Source organism: Kribbella hippodromi (assembly GCF_039531045.1).
In the GTDB taxonomy this organism is placed as follows: domain Bacteria; phylum Actinomycetota; class Actinomycetes; order Propionibacteriales; family Kribbellaceae; genus Kribbella; species Kribbella hippodromi.
Genome location: NZ_BAAAPH010000032.1, coordinates 16,258 through 36,700, shown reverse-complemented (window position 1 = coordinate 36,700; position 20,443 = coordinate 16,258). Strand labels below are relative to the sequence as shown.

General features: G+C 68.6%; 19 protein-coding genes. 11 read left to right on the top strand and 8 right to left on the bottom strand.

Annotation, left to right across the window (positions count from 1 at the left end):
* Nucleotides 1-53: 53 nt before the first annotated feature.
* Nucleotides 54-374, bottom strand: a complete 321-nt coding sequence (locus tag ABD260_RS34365; RefSeq protein WP_344240575.1) for a hypothetical protein — start codon at nt 372-374, stop codon at nt 54-56.
* A 165-nt stretch (nt 375-539) separates the two neighbouring features.
* On the opposite strand from ABD260_RS34365, the gene fgd reads away from it, so the two are divergent.
* Entirely contained in the window at nt 540-1,544 is a 1,005-nt protein-coding gene (gene fgd, locus ABD260_RS34360; protein ID WP_344240573.1) for a glucose-6-phosphate dehydrogenase (coenzyme-F420), read from the top strand.
* Nucleotides 1,545-1,589: 45 nt separating this feature from the next.
* Nucleotides 1,590-2,165 (top strand): GNAT family N-acetyltransferase, encoded by a 576-nt coding sequence (locus ABD260_RS34355; protein ID WP_344240571.1) that lies wholly within the window; start codon nt 1,590-1,592, stop codon nt 2,163-2,165.
* On the opposite strand, the gene ABD260_RS34350 is transcribed toward ABD260_RS34355, so the two are convergent.
* Nucleotides 2,166-2,933, bottom strand: coding sequence for an IclR family transcriptional regulator (locus tag ABD260_RS34350; RefSeq protein ID WP_344240569.1), 768 nt, complete (start codon nt 2,931-2,933; stop codon nt 2,166-2,168).
* A 121-nt stretch (nt 2,934-3,054) separates the two neighbouring features.
* On the opposite strand from ABD260_RS34350, the gene ABD260_RS34345 reads away from it, so the two are divergent.
* The 8 genes from ABD260_RS34345 to ABD260_RS34310 all read left to right on the top strand — a co-directional run bounded on the left by ABD260_RS34345 (nt 3,055) and on the right by ABD260_RS34310 (nt 9,598).
* Nucleotides 3,055-4,269: a DUF6986 family protein gene (locus ABD260_RS34345; RefSeq protein ID WP_344240567.1), complete on the top strand. Its 1,215-nt coding sequence runs from the start codon at nt 3,055-3,057 to the stop codon at nt 4,267-4,269.
* Between the two features lie 9 nt (nt 4,270-4,278).
* Complete coding sequence (locus ABD260_RS34340; RefSeq protein ID WP_344240565.1) at nt 4,279-4,518, top strand: thiamine-binding protein; 240 nt, start codon at nt 4,279-4,281, stop codon at nt 4,516-4,518.
* A complete protein-coding gene (locus ABD260_RS34335; RefSeq protein ID WP_344240563.1) occupies nt 4,511-4,903 on the top strand; it encodes a helix-turn-helix domain-containing protein in 393 nt (130 codons plus the stop codon). The genes ABD260_RS34340 and ABD260_RS34335 overlap by 8 nt, the downstream gene beginning before the upstream one ends.
* A gap of 96 nt (nt 4,904-4,999) precedes the next feature.
* The gene (gene uraD, locus ABD260_RS34330) at nt 5,000-5,494 is read left to right on the top strand and encodes a 2-oxo-4-hydroxy-4-carboxy-5-ureidoimidazoline decarboxylase (protein ID WP_344240560.1); all 495 of its coding nucleotides are present in this window, start codon (nt 5,000-5,002) and stop codon (nt 5,492-5,494) included.
* A complete protein-coding gene (gene uraH / locus ABD260_RS34325; protein ID WP_344240558.1) occupies nt 5,491-5,808 on the top strand; it encodes a hydroxyisourate hydrolase in 318 nt (105 codons plus the stop codon). The genes uraD (ABD260_RS34330) and uraH overlap by 4 nt, the downstream gene beginning before the upstream one ends.
* Nucleotides 5,809-5,814: 6 nt before the next feature.
* Nucleotides 5,815-6,708, top strand: a complete 894-nt coding sequence (gene pucL, locus ABD260_RS34320; protein ID WP_344240556.1) for a factor-independent urate hydroxylase — start codon at nt 5,815-5,817, stop codon at nt 6,706-6,708.
* Nucleotides 6,709-6,711: 3 nt separating this feature from the next.
* Nucleotides 6,712-8,055, top strand: a complete 1,344-nt coding sequence (locus ABD260_RS34315; protein WP_344240554.1) for an 8-oxoguanine deaminase — start codon at nt 6,712-6,714, stop codon at nt 8,053-8,055.
* A gap of 136 nt (nt 8,056-8,191) precedes the next feature.
* Complete coding sequence (locus tag ABD260_RS34310) at nt 8,192-9,598, top strand: MFS transporter (RefSeq protein WP_344240552.1); 1,407 nt, start codon at nt 8,192-8,194, stop codon at nt 9,596-9,598.
* 51 nt (nt 9,599-9,649) lie between these two features.
* Here the strand turns inward: ABD260_RS34310 and guaD are convergent, their stop codons facing one another.
* From guaD to ABD260_RS34280, 6 genes are all read right to left on the bottom strand, one after another.
* Entirely contained in the window at nt 9,650-10,927 is a 1,278-nt protein-coding gene (gene guaD / locus ABD260_RS34305; protein ID WP_344240550.1) for a guanine deaminase, read from the bottom strand.
* On the bottom strand, nt 10,924-11,985 hold the full coding sequence (xdhC, locus tag ABD260_RS34300) for a xanthine dehydrogenase accessory protein XdhC (RefSeq protein WP_344240548.1): 1,062 nt from the start codon (nt 11,983-11,985) through the stop codon (nt 10,924-10,926). The genes guaD and xdhC overlap by 4 nt, the downstream gene beginning before the upstream one ends.
* The gene (gene xdhB, locus ABD260_RS34295) at nt 11,973-14,312 is read right to left on the bottom strand and encodes a xanthine dehydrogenase molybdopterin binding subunit (RefSeq protein WP_344240546.1); all 2,340 of its coding nucleotides are present in this window, start codon (nt 14,310-14,312) and stop codon (nt 11,973-11,975) included. The genes xdhC and xdhB overlap by 13 nt, the downstream gene beginning before the upstream one ends.
* Entirely contained in the window at nt 14,309-15,745 is a 1,437-nt protein-coding gene (locus ABD260_RS34290; RefSeq protein WP_344240544.1) for a xanthine dehydrogenase small subunit, read from the bottom strand. The genes xdhB and ABD260_RS34290 overlap by 4 nt, the downstream gene beginning before the upstream one ends.
* Nucleotides 15,742-17,679, bottom strand: a complete 1,938-nt coding sequence (gene uraD / locus ABD260_RS34285) for a 2-oxo-4-hydroxy-4-carboxy-5-ureidoimidazoline decarboxylase (RefSeq protein ID WP_344240542.1) — start codon at nt 17,677-17,679, stop codon at nt 15,742-15,744. The genes ABD260_RS34290 and uraD (ABD260_RS34285) overlap by 4 nt, the downstream gene beginning before the upstream one ends.
* 120 nt (nt 17,680-17,799) lie before the next feature.
* Nucleotides 17,800-19,338: a PucR family transcriptional regulator gene (locus ABD260_RS34280; RefSeq protein WP_344240540.1), complete on the bottom strand. Its 1,539-nt coding sequence runs from the start codon at nt 19,336-19,338 to the stop codon at nt 17,800-17,802.
* Nucleotides 19,339-19,620: 282 nt separating this feature from the next.
* Between ABD260_RS34280 and ABD260_RS34275 the strand changes: the two genes are divergently transcribed.
* Complete coding sequence (locus ABD260_RS34275) at nt 19,621-20,436, top strand: hydroxypyruvate isomerase family protein (protein ID WP_344240538.1); 816 nt, start codon at nt 19,621-19,623, stop codon at nt 20,434-20,436.
* Nucleotides 20,437-20,443 lie beyond the last annotated feature (7 nt).

Below are 20,443 nucleotides of genomic sequence, written 5' to 3'. Positions count from 1 at the left end.
CGGCTGAGCCTGGCGACCGGCCAACCGAGCGGACACCTCCTGTCGAGCTGCCGTCAGAGCTCGTCGGCCGCGTCCATCGCGACGCCGATCAGCTCCGGGCCGAGGTCGACCACCGTGTTCCCGTCGGCGTCGACCTGGCCGCGTTCGGTGATCGCGAGCCCGATCAGAGCGAGCGTCCCGGCCCGGTGCCGGCGGCCCCGCTCAGCCGCATCCTCCGCGGCAGGCACCGTACCCTCGTCGTCCCGTTCCCAGGCGCTGACAGCACGCGAAGCCAAGGCGGCTGGAACGGTCACCCGGAGAGCCGGCAGCTCGGCGGCGCGGAACACCGTCCCGATCTCGCCAAGAACCCGGGCCTCATCGGCGTACTCACTCATGTTCTTCCTCCATCGTCACAGTCCGCCACGAAGAATGCCCGCCCACCAACCACCACCGCATCAGGCTCCACCCCTAATCCACCCCTTAGTCCGATCGACGCGGCATAACCACCGATGTGGTGAAGTTGTCCTCAGCAGACAGCGCGCGTGAGTTGGGAGTAGACGGTGAGCATTCGAGTCGGTTACAAGGCGTCGGCCGAGCAGTTCGGGCCGCGGGACCTGGTGGAGTACTCGGTCCGGGCGGAGGAGCTCGGGCTGGACAGTGTGACCGTGTCGGACCACTTCCTGCCGTGGCGGCACGAGGGCGGTCACGCTCCGTTCGCGCTCGCCTGGATGGCGGCGGTGGGGGAGCGGACGAACCGGGTGCTGCTGGGTACGTCGGTGCTGACGCCGACGTTCCGGTACAACCCGGCCGTGATCGCGCAGGCGTTCGCGACGATGGGCATGCTGTACCCGGGCCGGGTGATGCTCGGTGTCGGTTCCGGCGAGGCGCTGAACGAGATCGCCGTGTCCGGGATGGAGTGGCCCGAGTTCAAGGAGCGGTTCGCGCGGCTGCGGGAGTCGGTGCAGCTGATCCGCGACCTGTGGACGAAGGACGGCGTCAGCGCCGAGGGGCCGTACTACAAGACCGTCGACGCGTTCATCTACGACCGCCCGGAGACCCCGCTCAAGGTGTACGTGGCGGCGGGCGGGCCGTTGGTCGCGAAGTACGCGGGCCGCGCCGGTGACGGGTTCATCGCGACGTCCGGCAAGGGCATGGAGCTCTACACGGACAAGCTGATCCCCGCGGTGAAGGAAGGCGCGGAGAAGGCCGGGAAGAAGTTCGAGGACCTGGACCGGATGCTCGAGGTCAAGGTCTCGTACGACCGTGACCCGGCGGCCGCGCTGGAGAACACCCGGTTCTGGGCGCCGCTGTCGCTCACGCCGGAGCAGAAGCACAGCGTGACCAGCGCGACCGAGATGGAGCGGCTGGCCGACGAGCTGCCGATCGAGCAGGTCGCGAAGCGGTGGATCGTCGCGTCCGACCCGGAGGAGGTCGTGAAGCAGTTCCAGCCGTACCTGGACGCCGGCTTCAACCACTTCGTCGTCCACGGCCCGGGGCACGACCAGGAGCGGTTCCTCACCCAGTTCACCGAGGACGTACTGCCGTTGCTGCGCAAACTGTCTTGAGCAAACTGTCTTGAGTCTCGTAGTCGGGCGCCTGACAATCGGCAGGTGCCCGACTATCAGATCGTCCGCGACGACGACCCACGGTGCGCCGAGCTGGAAGCAGCCGGGTACCGCGTAGTCGCCGAGTCATGGGCGGTACGGCTGGTTGACCCCGATCGTGAGTTGCTGGAGTCAGCCGTACGCCGGGCCACCGCTGGCGGGATCACCGTCCGTGAACTCGGGCCCGAGGCTGCGCCCGCGCTGCACGAGCTGGAGAAGGCGAACGAACCGGACTATCCCTACACCCCCGCGACCCACCGCGTGGTCGGAGCAGCCAAAGACATCCGCGCGCTCTGGCCGGGCCATCGCGTCTTCGGCGCATTCGACGGCCACCGGCTGGTCGGCGCGACAGTCATCCGGCAGAAGGACGGCTTCGGTGACACAGCGTTCACCTCGGTCCTGTCCACCCACCGCCGCCGCGGCGTCGCGCAGGCAGTCAAGGCGGCGTCGATCCTCGCCTTACTGGACGTGGGCATCACCCGCTTCAGCACCGGCGGCGCCGCCGCGAACCAGGCAAGCCTCCAGGCCAACCAGTCCCTCGGTTACCAGCTCACCGAACAGTGGCGTACGTACGCGCCGTGACTAGCGCAGGTCCTTGGAGAGGGATTCGGCTGCCTGGGTGAGCAGCGGGATCGCCCGGTCGACCAGCGATTCGGTCATCCGGGGCGCCGGGCCGGAGATGGAGATGGCCAGCGGCGACGGCGCGTCCGGGACGGCGACCGCCACGCAGCGGACGCCTAGTTCCTGCTCGCCTTCGTCCGTGGCGTAGCCGTGCTTTTCGGCCTGGCGGAGTTGGGCGGTGAACGCGTCGGCGGTGGTGATCGTGTTGTCGGTGTGCTTCGGCATGCCGGTGCGGTGCAGCAGGTCGCGGACCTCGGACTCGGGGTACTGGGCCAGGATCGCCTTCCCGACGGCTGTGCAGTGCGGGAGGACGCGCCGGCCGACCTCGGTGAACATCCGCATCGAGTGCCGCGACTGCACCTGCGCCAGGTACACGATCTGGTCGCCGTCGAGCATCGCCATGTTCGCCGACTCGCCGAGCTCGTCCACCAGTCGCGCGAGGTGCGGCCGGGCGAACACACTCAACATGTGCGACGAGCTCTCACCGAGCCGGATCAGCTTCGGCCCCAGGACGTACTGCCGGGACGGCTCCTGCCGCAGGTAGCCGAGGTCGACCAGGGTGCGGACCAGCCGGTGGATCGTCGGCAGCGGCAGCCCGGAGGCGGCGGCCAGCTGGGACAGGCCCATCATCCCGCCCGCGTCCGCCATCGTCTCGAGCAGGCCGAACGCCCGCTCGATCGACTGCACCCCGCCGGTCCGGCCCTTGCCGTTCTGGTTGTCTTCCGTCATCTGACCCCATCCCTTCCGGATGGCGGAAGTCTAGCGCCAGATCCCGGAACTATCGGGGTCTTGTTTCTTCCGCACAGTAGATATTAGTCTCCGCAATACGGAAAGCTGAGGAGGCGGCCGGATGAGCCTGGAAGACCTGATCGGTGCCCTGGACCGGAAGCTGGCGGCTGCGGACGCTGCCCTGACGGCTGATTACCCCGGCGATCGCGGGGTCCGGCAGCCCGTACACACCGTGTATGTCCCGGCCGACCGGTACGCCGCCGGCACCGTGGACGAGTGGGGTACGCAGGCGCGCGCGACCGTTGACGAGTACGCCGGATCGGCCGCCGCGTTCGCCGAGGTGCTCGAACTTCCGCCCGGCCTCGCGGGTGAGGTGTACGACCGGATGCGCGCGAAGCTCGACCGCGAGCCGATCGAGGACCTCCGGATCGACTTCGAGGACGGCTACGGCAACCGGCCGGATGAGGAGGAGGACGCCGCCGCTATCGCCGCGGCTCGAGCTGTCCCGGCAACGCCCTACTTCGGCCTGCGGATCAAGTCGCTCGAAGCGCCGACCCGCCGCCGCGGCGTCCGTACGCTCGACCTCTTCCTCGAGCATCTGGGCGCGATCCCGGACGGTTTCGTGATCACGCTCCCGAAGGTCACTTCGGTCGAGCAGGTTGAGGCGATGGTTCTCGTTCTGGAGGAGCTCGAACGGACACGTTCCCTGCCGCGGCTCAAGTTCGAGATCCAGGTCGAGACGCCGCAGGCCATCCTCGGTTCCGACGGCACCGCGTTGATCGCGCGGATGATCAAGGCCGGCGGGGATCGCGTCACCGGGCTGCATTACGGGACGTACGACTACTCCGCCTCGCTCGGCGTCGCGGCGGCGTACCAGAGCATGGAGCATCCGGTCGCGGATCATGCCAAGGACGTCATGCAGCTCGCCGCGGCCGGTACGGGCGTGTTCGTGTCGGATGGTTCGACCAATGTTCTTCCGGTCGGCGATGCGGTCCATGATGCGTGGCGCTTGCATTTCCGGCTCGTACGCCGATCGCTTGCGCGCGGGATCTACCAGGGGTGGGACATGCACCCTGGGCAACTGCCGACGCGATTCGCGGCGACGTATCTCTTCTACCGCGAGGGTTTCGACCAGGCGGCCGCCCGGTTGAGCGCGTACTTGGGTCGTGGCGAATCCGGCTATCTGGACGAACCCGCTACCGCCGCCGCGCTGGCCGCCTTCGTACTCCGCGGCGTGGAATGCGGCGCGATCGACACCGCGGAGGTCGACAAACTGATCGGCCTCGACCCCGTTGAGCTGGCCAAACTTGCCCGCCGGAGGGTCGTCGAGGGTTAGCCTCGCGGCATGCGACTGGTTGCGGAGTTCACCACGGAACCCTTCGATGTCGAGGGGCAGCCACCCGCGCACGCCACCGAGGCGTTGCGGGCGGCGGAAGAGGCGGGGCTCGAGTGCGACTTCGGTCCGCTCGGCACGCAGGTACGCGGCGAGCAGGACCTACTACTGCCCGCCCTACAGGCCGTCCTAAAGGCCGCCTTCGCCGGCGGCGCCAGCCAGGTAACGCTACAGGTACGCCGCGATGCCTGAGCATCCGTTGGCGCAGGCGATCGCGCCGTTGATCGAACGGCTGAACGCGGAGCTCGTAGATCCTGCGGACGCCCGCCGGGACGACGTCACGCTGGCCTGGGAGGGCAAGCCGGTGCTCGCCGTTCGCCTGCCCACCAAACCTGAAACCACCAAGCCCATCAAGCCTGAGAAGACAGCTGAGGGTGGTGTGCAGAGTTTGCTGGCGGAGGTTGCGGGTGAGCTTGGTGGGCCGCTGCGGGAGCTGTCTCGGGGTGAGAAGCAGCGGGCGGTGTTGCTGCTGGAAGCGCGCGGGGCGTTCGAGTACCGGAAGTCGGCGGAGATCGTCGCCGAGGCGCTTGGCGTCACCCGGTTCACCGTCTACAACTACCTGAACCGTGCCCGCTGACCAGCAAACTTCAACAAACTGTTGACGGGGTTGAGGTTGGGTGTCACGCTCTCGTCAGACGGAAAGTTGATTTCGGGATTCGAGAAGGTGTGATCCGTGGATCTGCAGGAGCTCAACTCCGCTCCGGCCGGCCGGTTGCGGCCGGTGCTGGCGGCCTGTTGCGACGTACCGCGCTGGGTCGACGGAATTCTCGCCAACCGCCCGTACGGTGATGTCGCCGCGCTGACCGCGGTCGCCGACCAGGCGCTGCGTGAACTCGACGACGACGAGGTTGACCAGGCGCTGCGGGCGCACCCGCGGATCGGTGACCGGCCGCGGGGTACGAGCACCGAAGCGTCCTGGTCACGCGGTGAACAATCCGGCGTCGGCGACGAACCGCGGGTCCGGCAAGAACTTGCCGAAGGCAACCGTCAGTACGAGGAGCGCTTCGGCCGGGTGTTCTTGATCTGCGCGACCGGCTTGTCCGCGGCGCAGATGCTGGCTTCGTTGCGGCAGCGGCTCGGCCACGACGACGACACCGAGGCAAAGGTCGTACACGAGGAGCTGCGCAAGATCGCATTGCTCCGCTTGGCAAAGGCGGTCGACGCATGAGTTCACTCAGTACGCACGTCCTTGACACAAACCTCGGTCGGCCGGCCGCACACGTACCAGTGCGCTTGTACCGCGACGGCACCCTCCAAGCGTCCGGTACGACGGATGCCGACGGCCGGATCGCCGAGTTGGAGCCGGTGCTCGATCCCGGTACGTACCGCCTCTGGTTCGACATCGCGGCGTACGCGACCGCCACCGGCCAGTCGTTCTTCTTTCCGGAGGTCTCCGTGACCTTCACGGTCGCCGACGAGCGGCACTACCACGTCCCGTTGCTGCTCAGCCCGTTCGCGTTTTCCACCTACCGAGGGAGCTGATCCGAGATGGCCATCCACTTGGGCGCCAACCAGTACGGCAAAGCCGAGAACCGCGTCGTCCGCATCTACCGCGACACGCCCCGCCACCAGATCCGCGACCTGAACGTCTCGACCGCGCTCCGGGGCCGGTTCGACGCCGCGCACACGACCGGCGAGCAGGGCGACGTGCTGCCGACCGACACCCAGAAGAACACTGCGTTCGCGTTCGCCAAGGAGAAGGGCATCGGCGCGATCGAGGAGTACGCGCTGACCCTCGGCGAGCGGTTCCTGGCCGCGTCCCCGGCCGCGGAGGGTGCCCGGATCGAGGTGGAGGAGTACGCCTGGGAGCGGATCGAGGTCGACGGCCAAGGACACGACCACTCGTTCGTACGGACCGGTGGCGGCGTACGCAACACGATCGTCAACGTCGAACGTGGCAAGGCGTACGTCGTCTCCGGCATCAGCGATCTGGTCGTGCTGAAGTCGACCGGCTCCGGGTTCCACGGCTTCCTGAAGGACGAGTACACGACGCTGCCGGAAACAGACGACCGGATCTTGGCGACCTCGCTGGTGGCGCGCTGGCGGTACGAGCACACCGATGTCGAGTGGGACAAGGCGTACGACCGGATCAAGGCGCTGCTGCTCGAAAAGTTCGCGACGATCCACAGCCTGGCGTTGCAGCAAACCCTGTACGGGATGGGTTCTGCGGTCCTGGAAGCGCATCCCGAGGTGGCGGAGATCAGGTTCTCGGCGCCGAACAAGCACCACTTCCTGGTCGACCTGTCGCCGTTCGGGGTGGAGAACCCGGGCGAGGTCTTCATCGCCGCGGACCGTCCGTACGGGCTGATCGAGGCGACCGTGACCCGTGACGACGCAAGCGATCCGGGCAGTGCCTGGCACGCCACGCCCGGATTCTGCTGAACCATGGCGACGATCGTGATCGACGGCGCCTACGTGGCGACGCTCGATCCGGAGCGGCGCGAGTTCATCGGCCACGTGGTTGCCGACGGCAATCGAATCGTCAAGGCCGGTCCCGGTCCGGCGCCTGCCTACGCTGGTGCCCGCGTGGTGGATGGGCGGGGCTGCCTGGTGACGCCCGGTTTCGTCAACACGCATCAGCACCTGTACCAGTGGGTGACCCGCGGCCTGGCCGCCGACGCGACGCTCTTCGAGTGGCTGACCACGCTGTACCCGGTGTGGTCGCGGATCTCAGAAGAGACTGTGTACGTCGCCGCCCGCGCCGCGCTGGCCCAACTGGCCCTGACCGGATGTACCACCGCGGCCGATCACCACTACGTTTTCCCGCGCGGTGGCGGCGACCTGCTGGCCGCCGAGATCACCGCCGCGGCGGAGATCGGACTGCGGTTCCATCCTGCCCGTGGATCGATGGACCGCGGCCAGAAGGACGGCGGCCTGCCGCCGGACTCGGTGGTCGAGGACCGGGACGAGATCCTGGCCGCGACCGAGGCCGCGATCGATCGTTGGCACGACCCATCACCGGATTCGATGCTGCAGGTGGTGGTCGCGCCGTGCTCGCCGTTCAGCGTCAGTGGCGAGCTGATGCGCGAGTCCGCGGAGCTGGCCCGGCGGCGCGGCGTCCGGATGCACACCCATCTCGCCGAGACGACCGACGAGACGGACTGGTGCCGCGAGACGTTCGGCTGCACCCCGCTCGAGTACGCCGATCAGCTGGGATGGACCGGTCCGGACGTGTGGTTCGCGCACGGTATCCATTTCGACGATGCGGAGATCAAGCACCTCGGCACCACGCGTACGGGCGTCGCGCACTGCCCCAGTTCGAACGCCAGGCTCGGCGCGGGGATCGCCCGTACCGCTGATCTTCGTGCGGCCGGAGCTCCGGTCGGGCTGGGAGTGGACGGTGCCGCCAGCAACGAATCCGGCAGCTTGGTCGAAGAGCTGAGGCACGCCGTACTGTTCGCCCGCGCCCGCGGCGGTCCGCAGTCGATGACCGTCCGCGCTGCCCTGGAGATGGCGACGCTCGACGGTGCCCGCCTGCTCGGCCGCTCCGCCGACCTCGGCTCGCTGGAGCCCGGCAAGCTAGCCGACCTGGCGATGTGGGACGTCACAACGCTCCCGCACGCCGGCATCCCCGACCCGATCGCCGCGCTGGCTCTGTCCACGCCCCCGCCGCTGGAACTTCTCCTGGTCAACGGCCGTCCCGTCGTCGAACACGGCGCCCTTCGGACCGCCGACCCGACCGCTCTGAGTGCGGAGGCAGCCCGCGTCCAGGCCGCACTCTGCGGCTGAGCGGCGGCTGAGCGGCGGCTCATCTCGGGGTGACAAATGTGTCCTAGATCACCTCGTGTTTACTGCCTCACCGGGGGTCCCGGGTTCAGCAAGGTGGATGACGAATCCATCGATGCTGCACAAAGGAGACCTCGCGATGTCAGAAGAAATACCCGGAACGTGGCGACAGCTGCGGCAGTACTGGGCTGTCATGACCGTGCTTGCCGGGGGCGTGCTGGTGGGTGCGGTGAGCATCTACCTGGCGGCCAGTCTGCTGCCGACGGCAGTGAGCGACATCGGTGGCGAGCAGCTCTACGCGTGGAACATGACCGTCTATCTGGTCGGGCAAGTGGTGGCGGCGATGCTCTCCGCGAACGTGCTGCGCCGAGCCGGGGCCCAGGGCGCGTACGTCACCGGGTTCGGACTGTTCGCGGCCGGATCGGTGATCTGTACGGTCGCGCCGACAATGCCGGTCATGCTCATCGGCCGCGGCCTGCAAGGCTTGGGCGCGGGGCTGCTCACGGGCTTGGGGTTCGCGTTGATCCAAGCGACATTGCCGGCGGCGCTCTGGTCTCGCGGCAGCGCGGTGATCTCGGCAATGTTCGGGCTTGGCAACTTCGTCGGTCCCGCGCTCGGTGGGACGTTGGCGCAGGCCGGTGCTTGGCGCTGGGCGTTCGGCGCGCTGACGGCGCTGGCGATTGTGCTCGGAGCCCTCGCCGCGAGCGTGCTGAGGACCATCCAACTGCCCACGGACGGCGCGGCACCGCGAATCCCACGTTGGGCGCTGGTGATGGTCGTGGCGGCCGTCGCGTCGTTGAGCGTGGCAAGCCTGACCGACTCCGCGCCGGTCATCGTCGCGCTCGTCATCACCGCGGCGATCATGGCGGTCGGTTTCGTCGTGGTGGAAAGCCGCAGCTCGACCCGCGTACTTCCCGCGTCGACCTACCGGCGAGGATCGGCCATGCGCTGGATCTACCTGACGATCGCGGTCTTGGCGTCGAGCGTTGCGGTCGAGACGTTCCTGCCGCTGTTCGGCCAGCAGTTGGGTGATCTCCCGCCGGTGGCGGCCGGCTTCTACGGGGCCGCGCTGTCACTCGGGTGGGCGCTCGCGCAGGTGTGGAGTGCCTCCGCCCAAGGGCGACGGGCCAACGCGCTGATGCTCGGCGGCCCGGCGGTGCTGATGGCCGGGCTTGCGGTGCTGGCTGTGACGATCGCGGCCGGGGCGTCGATCGGTCTGGTAGTCGGCTGGCTCATCGTGCTCGTACTGGCCGGATCGGGAATCGGGATGGCGATGCCGCACCTGACCGTGCGGGCGATGTCCAGCGCCGAGGATCAGGCCGAAGCGCAGCAGGCGGCCGCATCGATCGCCACAGTTCTCACGATGGGTACGGCCAGTGGTGCCGCGGTTGCCGGACTGCTCGTCAACCTGGGTCAGCCAAACCTCGAGACGTCAGCCCGGTACCTGCTGGCCGGATTCGCGCTGATTGCGATCGTCGGAATCTTCACCGCGAAGCGGCTGACGGCGCGGCGGTACGAGCGCGTCGCCTTCGACACGATCGCCTGACGACCGCACGCGGGGACCTCACGGCGCTTGAGGTCCCGGCGTGGGCGGCTGTCAGTTGAGCAGGTCGCCGGCGATCCAGACGGCCTGGATGTCGGTCGGTGCGCCGAGGGTGAAGATGCGGGCTAGCGCTTCCTCGGTGTCTTCGGCATGCTGCAGCGCCACCGCCAACGGCGAGTCCGGGGCCGGGCGGAGCAGTTGCGCGTCGAACTGCTGGCCGACGGACAGGTGGCCGACCTGGGGCAGGTCCAGGGCCTCGGCGCCCGCGGTGGTGGACAGGTAGAGCAGGTGGGCTGCGGTGAGTGGGCGGCCCTGGTCGCCGAGGAGTTGCTGGCAGAAGTACGCCTGCAGGCCCTCCTTCAGCAAGGAGAATCCGGTGCCGGCGCCGACATCGGACCCAAGCGCGACGCGTACTCCGTACTGGAGGTGGCGGTGCAAGGGGAAGAGACCGCTGCCGAGGGCCGCGTTGCTGGTTGGGCAATGCGCGACGGTGGCGCCGCTGGTGGCGAGGGTTTTGAGCTCGACGTCGGTCGGATGGACGTTGTGGGCGAGGACGGTACGACGGTCGACCAGGCCGTGCCGGTCGTACGTGGTCACGTAGTCGCTGCCGCCGAACAGGTCCGCGACGCTGGCGATCTCCGCCTCGTTCTCGTTCACATGGGAGGTGAACAGGGCGTCGGGGATCGCTTCCATCAGTTCGCGGCAGGTGGCGAGCAGGTCGTCGGTGCAGGAGAGCGAGAAGCGCGGGGTCACGGCGTACCGGTTGCGGCCGACGTTGTGCCAGCGGTTCGCCAGGGCGAGCGATTCGGCGTACGCGCGGACTGGGGTCGTGAGGAGCTCCGGCCGGAGCAGGCGATCGCTCAGGACGAGACCGGAGGTGACGCGGAGGCCGACCGATGACGCCGCGGTGAAGAGTGCGTCGACGGCGTCTGAGTAGTGCGCGCCGAAGACCAGCGCCGAGGTCGTACCTGCGGCGGCCAGGCCGTTGACGAATTCGGTGGCGACGCCTTTCGCGTACTCGGCGTCGGCCATCCGGGCTTCCTCGGGGAGGGCGTAGCGATCGAGCCATTCCAGCAGCGGGAGGCCGAGGCCGCCGACGGCGCGGATCTGCGGGAAGTGCACGTGGGTGTCGACGAAGCCGGGGAGGACGATGCCGTCCGACAGGTCGACGACCGGCTCGGCGGGGTGGGCGCGGCGCAGGTCGGAGAAGGGGCTACGGGCAACGATCACGCCGTCCTGGACGAGCAGTCCGGTGTCGGTGCCGACGCGCAGGGCGGCGCCGCCGAACGGGTTGTCCGGCGTGTCGATGAAGGTGCCACGGAAGATGGTCATGCGGTTGCCTCACGCTGAGCCGGCGCGGGATCCCGCCCGGCAGAATGGGCCGACACGGTTTGCCGCTCGGCGCCCGCTGCCGGACTGGCGTCCGGCGCGGAAGGGAAAGAAGGTGGGGTGGGGGAAGGCACGGCCGCCTCGGAATGCGCGGTGGGGGAAGGCGGCGCTGCCTCGAGGTGCGCTGTAGGGGAAGGTGCGGGGTGCGTGGTGGGGGAAGGCGTGGGGTGCGTGGTGGGCGCGGGATGTGTGGTGGGGGATGGGGCGGTGGTGAAACGTTGGAGGAGCCAGGCGGCGACGCTGACTGCGATGACGGCTGGTTCCTTGCCGGGGAGGTTGGGGAGGCCGATCGGGGTGGTGATGCGGGCGATCGCCGCCGCGGAGTTGCCGTCCTCGGTGAGCTTGCGCTGGAATCGGGTCCACTTGGCGCTCGACCCGATCAACCCGATCGTCGCCAACTGATCGGTACGAATGGCCGCATCGCACAGCGCCGCATCCTCAGCGTGATCGTGCGTCATGATCACCGCATGCGTACCAGCCGGCAACTCACCGACCACGAGCTCCGGCAACACCGGCACGTTGTGTACGTGGACCCGCGCGACCGCATCATCCAGCACCCGCAACCGCTCCGGCGTCAACTGCTCCGCCCGCGAATCCACCAAGTGCAGCTCGATGTCCTGCCGAGCAAGGATGCGCGCCAGCTCCATCCCCACATGCCCGACCCCGAAGATCGCGACCGAAGGCACCACCGGCAACGGTTCCAGCAACAGCTTCACCTCTCCGCCACAACACTGAACCCCATGCTGATAAGGCGCCTTGTCCGACAACGCCGCCGTCAACACCTCAGGAACCGCCACACCGTCAGCGATCATCGCCCGCGAACGCGAGATCGCCAGGGCCTCAAGGTTGCCGCCGCCAACAGTCGACCAGACGTTGTCGGCGGCAACAACCATCTTCGCTCCGGCCTCCCGCGGCGCATGCCCACGAACCGACATCACCGTGACAAGCACACCCGCGAGCCGTCCCGTACGCAGGAGCTCGATCGCCTTCAGCCACTCCATGACACACCTCCGCGGGCTCGCTCGACCGCCCAATAGACGGCCTCGGGCGTCGCCGGTGACGGCAGATCGACGCTGGTGCCGGCCGGACCGAACGCGGCCGCGGCCTCCCGCAACGCCTCCCGGACCGAGAACGCCAGCATCAACGGTGGCTCACCGACCGCCTTGGAGCCGTACACCGCGCCGTCCTCGTGCGCCTTCTCCAGCAAGCGGACGTTGAAGACCTCAGGCATCTCGGAGAAGCTCGGCAGCTTGTACGTACTCGCCGCCTGCGTCGCCAACCGCCCACGCCGGTCACCCGTGCTTTCGTCCCAGCGCAGATCCTCCAGCGTCAGCCACCCGGCGCCCTGGACGAATCCGCCTTCGATCTGACCGATGTCGATCAACGGGCTGAGGCTGTCGCCGACGTCATGCACGATGTCGACCCGCCGCAGCGTGTACGCCCCGGTGAACCCGTCCACTTCGACTTCAGACGCCGCGACGCCGTACGCGAAGTACTTGAACGGCTCGCCGCGCATCGCGTTCGCGTCCCAGTGCAGGCCCTCGGTCCGGTAGAACCCGGCCGCCCACAACTGCACCCGCTGCATGTACGCCGTACCGACGAGCTCGTTCCACGGAATGCCGTCGCCGGACAGGCCGCGTACGACACCGTTCTCGAAGCGGACGTCCGCCGGGCTGATCCCGAGCCGCCCGCCGGCGACCTGCGCCAGCCGTTCGCGGATCTGGTCGCACGCGTTCTTGATCGCCGCACCGTTCAGGTCTGCGCCGGACGATGCAGCAGTCGCGGACGTGTTCGGCACCTTGTCGGTCCGCGTCGGCGCGAGCCGTACCCGAGCCAGCGGCACCCCGAGCGTGGTCGCCGCGACCTGCAGCATCTTCGTGTGCAGGCCCTGGCCCATCTCGGTGCCGCCGTGGTTGATCAGCACCGACCCGTCCTTGTACACGTGCACCAGCGCGCCGGCCTGGTTGAACGCGGTCAGGTTGAAGGAGATCCCGAACTTCACCGGCGTCATCGCCAGCCCGCGCTTCACGTGTGTGTGCGACGCATTGAAGGCCGCGATCTCCGCCTGCCGCTCGGCGACGTTGCCACCAGCAATCACTTGACTCCAGCACGATTCCAGCCGGTCCGCGTGCCGTACCGGCTGTCCGTACGGCGTCGCATCGCCCGGCTGGTAGAAGTTGCGCCGCCGCAACTCCAGCGGGTCGTACCCGAGCAGCGGCGCGCAACGGCCGAGAATGTCCTCGATCACCAACATCCCCTGCGGCCCGCCAAACCCACGGAACGCGGTCTGCGAGGTCTTGTTCGTCTTCGCGATCCGCCCGACGACGCGTACGTGCGGGATCTCGTACGCGTTGTCGATATGACACATCGCCCGCGCCAGCACCGGCTCCGACAGATCCAGGCTCCACCCGCCATCGGCCGTCAGCGTCGCATCCAGCGCGACCAGCCGGCCGTCATTGGAGAACCCAACGGTCCACTTGCTGTGGAAGCCGTGCCGCTTGCCGGACATCGTCAGGTCCTGCGTCCGGTTCAGCCGCAACCGCACCGGCCGCCCGGTCAGCGTCGCGCCCAGCGCCGCGATCGCCGCGAACCCGTGCGGCTGCATCTCCTTACCGCCGAACCCGCCGCCCATCCGCAGGCACTGAACCGTCACCGAGTGACTGGCCAGCCCGAGTACGTGCGCGACGATCTCCTGCGTTTCCGACGGATGCTGCGTACTCGACTGGACGAAGATCTGCCCGGCCTCATCGACCTGTGCCAACGCGGCATGTGTCTCCAGATAGAAGTGCTCCTGCCCGGCGAACTCGAATTCGCCGCTGAACACCTGTGCCGTCTCGGCCAGCGCCGCATCGACATCACCGCGCTCCAGCTGCCGCCCGGTGCCCTGGAAGCTCTTGGCCTCGATCGCCTCGCGGACAGTCACCAACGAGGGCAGCGGCTCGTACTCGACCTCCACTGCCGACGCCCCAAGGCGCGCCGCCTCCAACGTGTCGGCGAGCACCCAGCAGACCGCATGGCCGTTGAACATCACTTCGCCCGGGAACAACGGCTCGTCGTGCTTCACGCCGGCGTCGTTCACTCCCGGTACGTCCTCACCGGTCAGTACGCGGACCACGCCGGGTACGTCGTACGCCGGCTTGACGCGTAGTGCAGTGACTCGGGCATGGGCGTGCGGGGACTGGACTGGGTACGCGTGTAGTACGTCGCGGGTGCGCTGGACCAGATCGTCCGTGTACAAGGCGGTTCCGGTCACGTGCAGCGCAGCGCTCTCGTGCGGAAGCGGTACGCCGACGACCGCGACGGCTGGGCGTTCGGACAGCGAGCTCATGCGCTCACCTCCTGGTGGTAGAAGCGCAGCAACGACTGGCCGAGCATCGCGGAGCGGTACGACGAACTCGCGCGGTGATCGTCCATCGGCGTACCTTCGGCCGCCAGCACCGCCGCCGCGGTCCGTACTGTCTCCTCGCTCCAGGGCTGACCGATCAATGCCGCCTCGGTGTTCCGCGCTCGCAAGGGGGTCGCCGCGACACCGCCCAGACCGATGCGTACGTCCTGGATGACACCGTCGATGACGTTCAGGGCGTACCCGATCGCGACGCTGGAGATGTCGTCGAACCGTCGTTTGGCGATCTTGTGGAAGGCAGTCGTCGGTGCCAAGGGCAACGGGATCACGATGGTCCGGATCAGCTCATCGGCTGCTTTCACGGTTTGCCGGTAGCCGGTGAAGTACTCCGCCAGTGGGACAAGCCGCTCGCCGCGTGCGGACGCGAGGACGAGCGAGGCGTCGAGCGCGAGCAGCGCCGGTGGGGTGTCGCCGATCGGCGAACCGGTGCCGAGGTTGCCGCCGATGGTCGCGCCGTTCCGGATCAGTCTGGACGCGAACTGCGGGAACAGCTGGCTGAGCAGCGGGACGCGGCCGCTCAGACGGCGCTCGATTTCGGTCAGCGTCAGCGCGGCACCGAGCCGTACTTCGGCCGGTCCGAAGCTGAACTCGCGCAGCTCTTCCAGGCGGTCGATGGCGACGGTGAGCGCAGGCCGCGAGCCGAAGATGTTGACCTGCACCCCGAGGTCGGTCGAACCGGCGACGACCTGCGCGTCGGTCCGCTCGGCCAGCACCGTCAGCGCCTGGTCGAGCGTGGTCGGGCGGATGAACTCGGCCTCGCCGGAAACGATGCCGGTCGGTGCCGGTGCCGGCGGCGGTGCGTGGCGGCGTACGGCGAGCGCGTCGTGCTCGGTCGGATCACCGAGGGCGTACGCGGCGTCGCGGATCGGACGATAGCCAGTACAACGGCACAGGTTTCCGCTCAATGAGTGAATGTCGAACCCGTTCTCGCCGTGCCCGTGATCGCCGGTGCCACACGTACGCCCCGGCCGGTAGTACTCCGCCGCCATGCTGCAGACGAACCCGGGCGTGCAGTAGCCGCACTGCGATCCGCCGCGTACAGCCATCTCCTTCTGGACCGGGTGCAGCTCGGCGGCTGAACCCAGTCCTTCGGAGGTGACCAGCTCCTGCCCGTCGAGCGAGGCGATCGGCAGCAGGCACGCGTTCACCGCGGTCCACTCGGTCGGCGCATCCGTGCCGGCTCGGGCGACCAGTACCGAACAGGCGCCGCACTCACCTTCGGCGCAGCCTTCCTTCGCGCCGGTCAGACCCTTGTCGCGCAGCCAGTCCAGGACAGTGGTGTGTACGGACACGTCGCCGATCGCGGTGACTTCACCATTCACGGTCAACGCGGGAGAACGGAGGGCTTGAGTCGTCATCGGTTCGTACTCCAACGGGTGTTGCGGGCGCTGTGGATCGGGTTGGCATCGGACACGAAGTCGTCGAACCGGTACCCGGCGATCTTCGCGATCTCCAGCAGGGCGGCGGCGTGCTCCTGGTTCTCGCAGTTGCCGAGCCGTTCGCGGCCCTGCTCGACGATCCGGCCGAACGACTCCGCATCCCGGACCGAGATCACCAACGGGAAGCCGAACCGCTCGCGGTACGCCTCGGTGACCGCGGTCAGCTCGTCACGCTCCGGTTCGCCCAGGAACGTGAGGCCCTTGTCGGACTGGTCGCGCAGCGAAGCTTCGCCACTCAGACCGTCCGCGACGAACTGCGACCCGAGCTGCGGGTACGCCTGGATCAACTCCAGCTGCTCGTCCCGCGAACCGGAGAACAGCGCCTCCTGGAAGGACCGCCGCAGCGCATGCGTGTCGGCGTACGGGCGCATGTCCCACGCCCGCTCGACCGCCCAGCGCGGACCCTGGAACAGGCTGCCGAACGTCTCGACGAACTCCTCGCGGGTCATGGTGTTCACCTGGTCGAGCCGGACCGTGTCACCGGGCTGCCCCGCGACCGCCGGGCCGTAGTTCTTGCCGACGTGGTGGAACAGGATGTTCAGCACAATCGCGGTCAGGCTGCCGAGCGTGATGCCGCTGCCGAAGATGATCTCGGCCCAGTGCGGTACGGCCTGTGCGACCTGCGGCTGGGCGGTCACGTACATGGCCAGGCCGACGCTCGTCGCGACGATCACCACGTTCCGGTGATCGTGGAAGTCGACCTTCGCGAGCGTCTGGAAGCCGACCACCGCGACCGTCGCGAACATCGCCAGCGCCGCGCCGCCGAGGACCGGATGCGGTACGCCGGCCACGATCGCGCCGGCCTTCGGGACCAGCCCGATCAGGATCATGATCCCGCCCGCCGCCGCGACCACCCAGCGGCTGCGAATCCGGGTCAGCCGGACCAGGCCGACGTTCTCCGCGAAACACGTGTACGGGAAGGAGTTGAAGACGCCGCCGATCGTGGTCGCCAGCCCGTCGGCGCGCAACGCCCGGGCGATGTCCTCGCGGCCGATCCGCTTCTCGACGATCTCACCGGTCGCGAAGACGTCACCAGTCGTCTCCACCGCGGTGATCAGCATGACCACGACCATCGAGATGATCGCCGCCACCGAGAACTTGGGCCAGCCGAAGTAGAACGGCTGCGTCACACCCACCCAGGCCGCGTCGCCGACGGCACCGAAGTGCGCGTCGCCGAAGGCCCAGGCCACCACCGTCCCGGCGACCAGTCCGACCAGGACCGCGATGGTTGCCATGAACCCCTTGAACACCCGCTGGATCAACACGATCAGCGCCAAGGTGCCGAGCGCGTACGCCATGTTCTTGCCGCTGGTCGGTGCGGCTGTCGGGCCCGCGCCACCGACGGCGTCCCCGGCCGCGACCGGCAGCAGCGCCAGGCCGATGATCGTGATCACCGAACCGGTCACCACCGGCGGGAAGAACCGGATCAGCTTGCTGAAGAACGGTGCGATGAAGAAGGTCGCCAGGCCCGCAACCAGGACCGCCCCGTAGATCACCAGCAGACCGTTGGTGCCACCACCGGCTGCCAGTCCGATCGCGATCATCGGCGAGACCGCCGTAAAGGTGACGCCTTGCAGCAGCGGCAGCCGTACGCCGACCTTCCAGAAGCCGACGGACTGGATGATCGACGCGATGCCGCAGGTGAAGAGGTCCGCGTTGATCAGGTGGATGAGCTGCTCGGTGCTGAGACCGATCGATCCGGCCAGCAGGATCGGTACGATCACCGCGCCGGCGTAGAACGCGAGCACGTGTTGCGTGCCGTACACCGCGAGCTTGCCGGGAGGCAGCACCTGGTCGACAGGGTGGCGGCTGATCCGGCGCTCGGGCCGGCTGGGTCGCAGGACTGCCTTCATCGGGACACGCTCCTCGGGTTGACCTGCACGCCAGCATCCGCGCGGCACGGCCCCGGCGGCACCCGGTGAACGTCCTAACTTGAACCGCCGATGAACACCTGTCTTTGTGCGATCACACAATCAGAGGGACTTCAGGGCGAGAAACACGTCCACCCGGTCCTCGAGTCGCGACAGATCGCGTCCGGTCAGTTGCTCAACGCGTTCGATCCGGTACCGGACGGTGTTGACGTGCAGGTGCAATGACTCCGCGGTCCGGGTCCAGGAGCAGGAGCAGGCGAGGAAGGCCTGGAGGGTGGCGAGCAGGTCCGCGTGCGTACGGCGGTCGTGGTCGAGGACCGTACCGAGCACGCGGTGGCTGTATGTACGCCGCACGTCGTCGGGGAGTGTGGCGAGGAGCAGCACGTGGGACGCGACCTCGTCTGAGGTGACCACGGAGACCGGAGCCCGCCCGGCACCGGCCGCGCGTTGGGCGAACCGGGCTTCTTCGAGCGCGCCGGCCAGCGCGTCGATCGAGGTCTCGCCGCTGATTCCAACCGCGAGCCGGCCGCGGTTCAGGCCCGGGCCGAGCCGGCCGAAGGCGCGGCGCAGGTGCTCCGGGAGCTCGGGCGTCGACGGCAGGAAACCGACCAGCAGACCGTCGCGGCCGGGCGCGACCACGGCCGGGCCGACGGTGAGCGCGACATCCTCCAGCAGGCTCAGCGCGACCTCACTCGGACCGTCGTCACGCAGCTCGGCGACGGCGACCACCATCGGCCGCTCGGAATGCGCGCCCGCCTGCCGAAGCCGCGCGGCGACCTCGGCTTGGGGCGCGCCGGACTCGACCAGGGCGAGCGCGTCGGCGACCAGCGGGCGGAGCGCTCGACGGCCTTCGTCCCGGCGAGCGCGGTCCAGCGCGGCGATCGCGGACAGCTCGTGGACGGCCTCGACATGGTCCCGCGACCACTGATTGTGGTCGCCGTCGATCACCAGCACCCAAGCGGTCAGCCGGTTGCCGAAGCCGGACCCGACCGGGAACAGGCTGTACGCGGCGTCGCTCGTCGTGGCCACCGCGGGCGTACGGTCCGCGGTCAGGAAGCACTTGGTCACGACGTCCATCGCGGCATCGTCCAGCTCGCCCGGACCTGGTACGACATGGCGCCCGGTCGGCGTCAGTACGCGGCAGTCGTGCCCGATTTCGGCGGAGATCCGGGCGGCCAGTTCGTCCAGGCTCCGTCCGGCCGCGATCGACGACAACAGTTGCCGCTGGCGTACCAGACTCGCGGACAGGCGCGCGCCGGTTTCGGCTGATCCGGCCGCGGCGACGTACTCGGTGATGTCCGCGAAGGCGATCTCGACCGGTACTTCGATCAGCGTCACCTCGTACCGGCGGCAGGCATCGACGAGATCGGGCGGTACGTCACCCAACTGCGCTTTCCCCGCGAGGATCGTGGTCGCGCCACGCCCCGCGACCGAGGCGACGAACACCTCGCTGTCGTCCGCCTGCCGCCGCCAAACCAGCCCGGTCAGCACGACCTCGCCGCCACTCAGGTACCGCCCCGGCTCGAGCAGATCGGTCGTCACCAGCCGGCCGATCGGCCGATCCAGCACACCACCGGCCGAATGCAGCAACCGCAACCCGAGCTCCGGCGCATCCAGCAACTCACCCAGCAACACCTTCACCACCGCCCTTTAGAGGAACGTACAACGCGCGCACCCACGCGAGACACCCCCGCCACACCCCCTTCGCCGCACCTCCCCGCGCCTCCACGCCGGCTTTGTGAACCCACCACGCATCCCCGAGCCCGAAAAGTACGCGGTGGGTTCTCAAGGTGCGCTCGATGGCGACGTACGCGGCGGGCTGAGCGGTGGGCGAAGGGTTGACGCGGATTTGGTGCGCGCTTACTGTTTTCGCAGAACAGAAACAGATTTCCACAATGCGGAAATTGCGGAACGGGAGTCGGGATGAGTCAGCCCCTGCGGTACACGGTGAACTGTTCGCTGCTCTTCACCGAGCTGCCTCTGCTGGAACGGCCGGCGGCCGCGCGGCGGGCCGGGTTCGGTGCGGTCGAGTTCTGGTGGCCGTTCGTCGCGGCGGTGCCGCCGGACCGTCAGGTCGACGCGTTCGTCACCGCGATCACCGACGCCGGGGTACAGCTCACCGGGCTCAACTTCTTCGCCGGTGACATGCCGGGCGGCGACCGCGGGCTGGTGTCCTGGCCGAAGCGATCCGGCGAGTTCCGGGACAACCTCGACGTCACCGTCGGCATCGGCGAACGACTCGGCACCCGCGGCTTCAACGCCCTGTACGGCAACCGCGTCGACGGCGCGACCGCCGCGGAGCAGGACGAGGTAGCGGTCGAGAACCTCGCGCTCGCCGCCCGCGCCGCCGCCCGGATCGACGCGACTGTGCTGCTCGAGCCGGTCAGCGGGGCCGAGAAGTACCCGCTGAAGACCGCGGCTGACGCGCTGGCCGTGATCGACCGCGTCCAGGCGGCGTACGACGACGTACCGAACCTCGGTCTGCTTGCCGATCTGTACCACCTCGCGGTCAACGGCGACGACGTCGACCGGGTGATCGCCGAGCACACCGACCGGATCGCGCACGTGCAGCTCGCCGACGCGCCCGGCCGGAACGAGCCCGGTACCGGCACGCTCGCGCTCGGCAACCAGCTGACCGCCCTCGCGGCGAACGGCTACACCGGGTGGGCCGGGCTCGAGTACAAGCCGTCCACCACGTCAGAAGCAAGCTTCGGCTGGCTGCCGTTCGAGCGCCGCTGATCTCAGG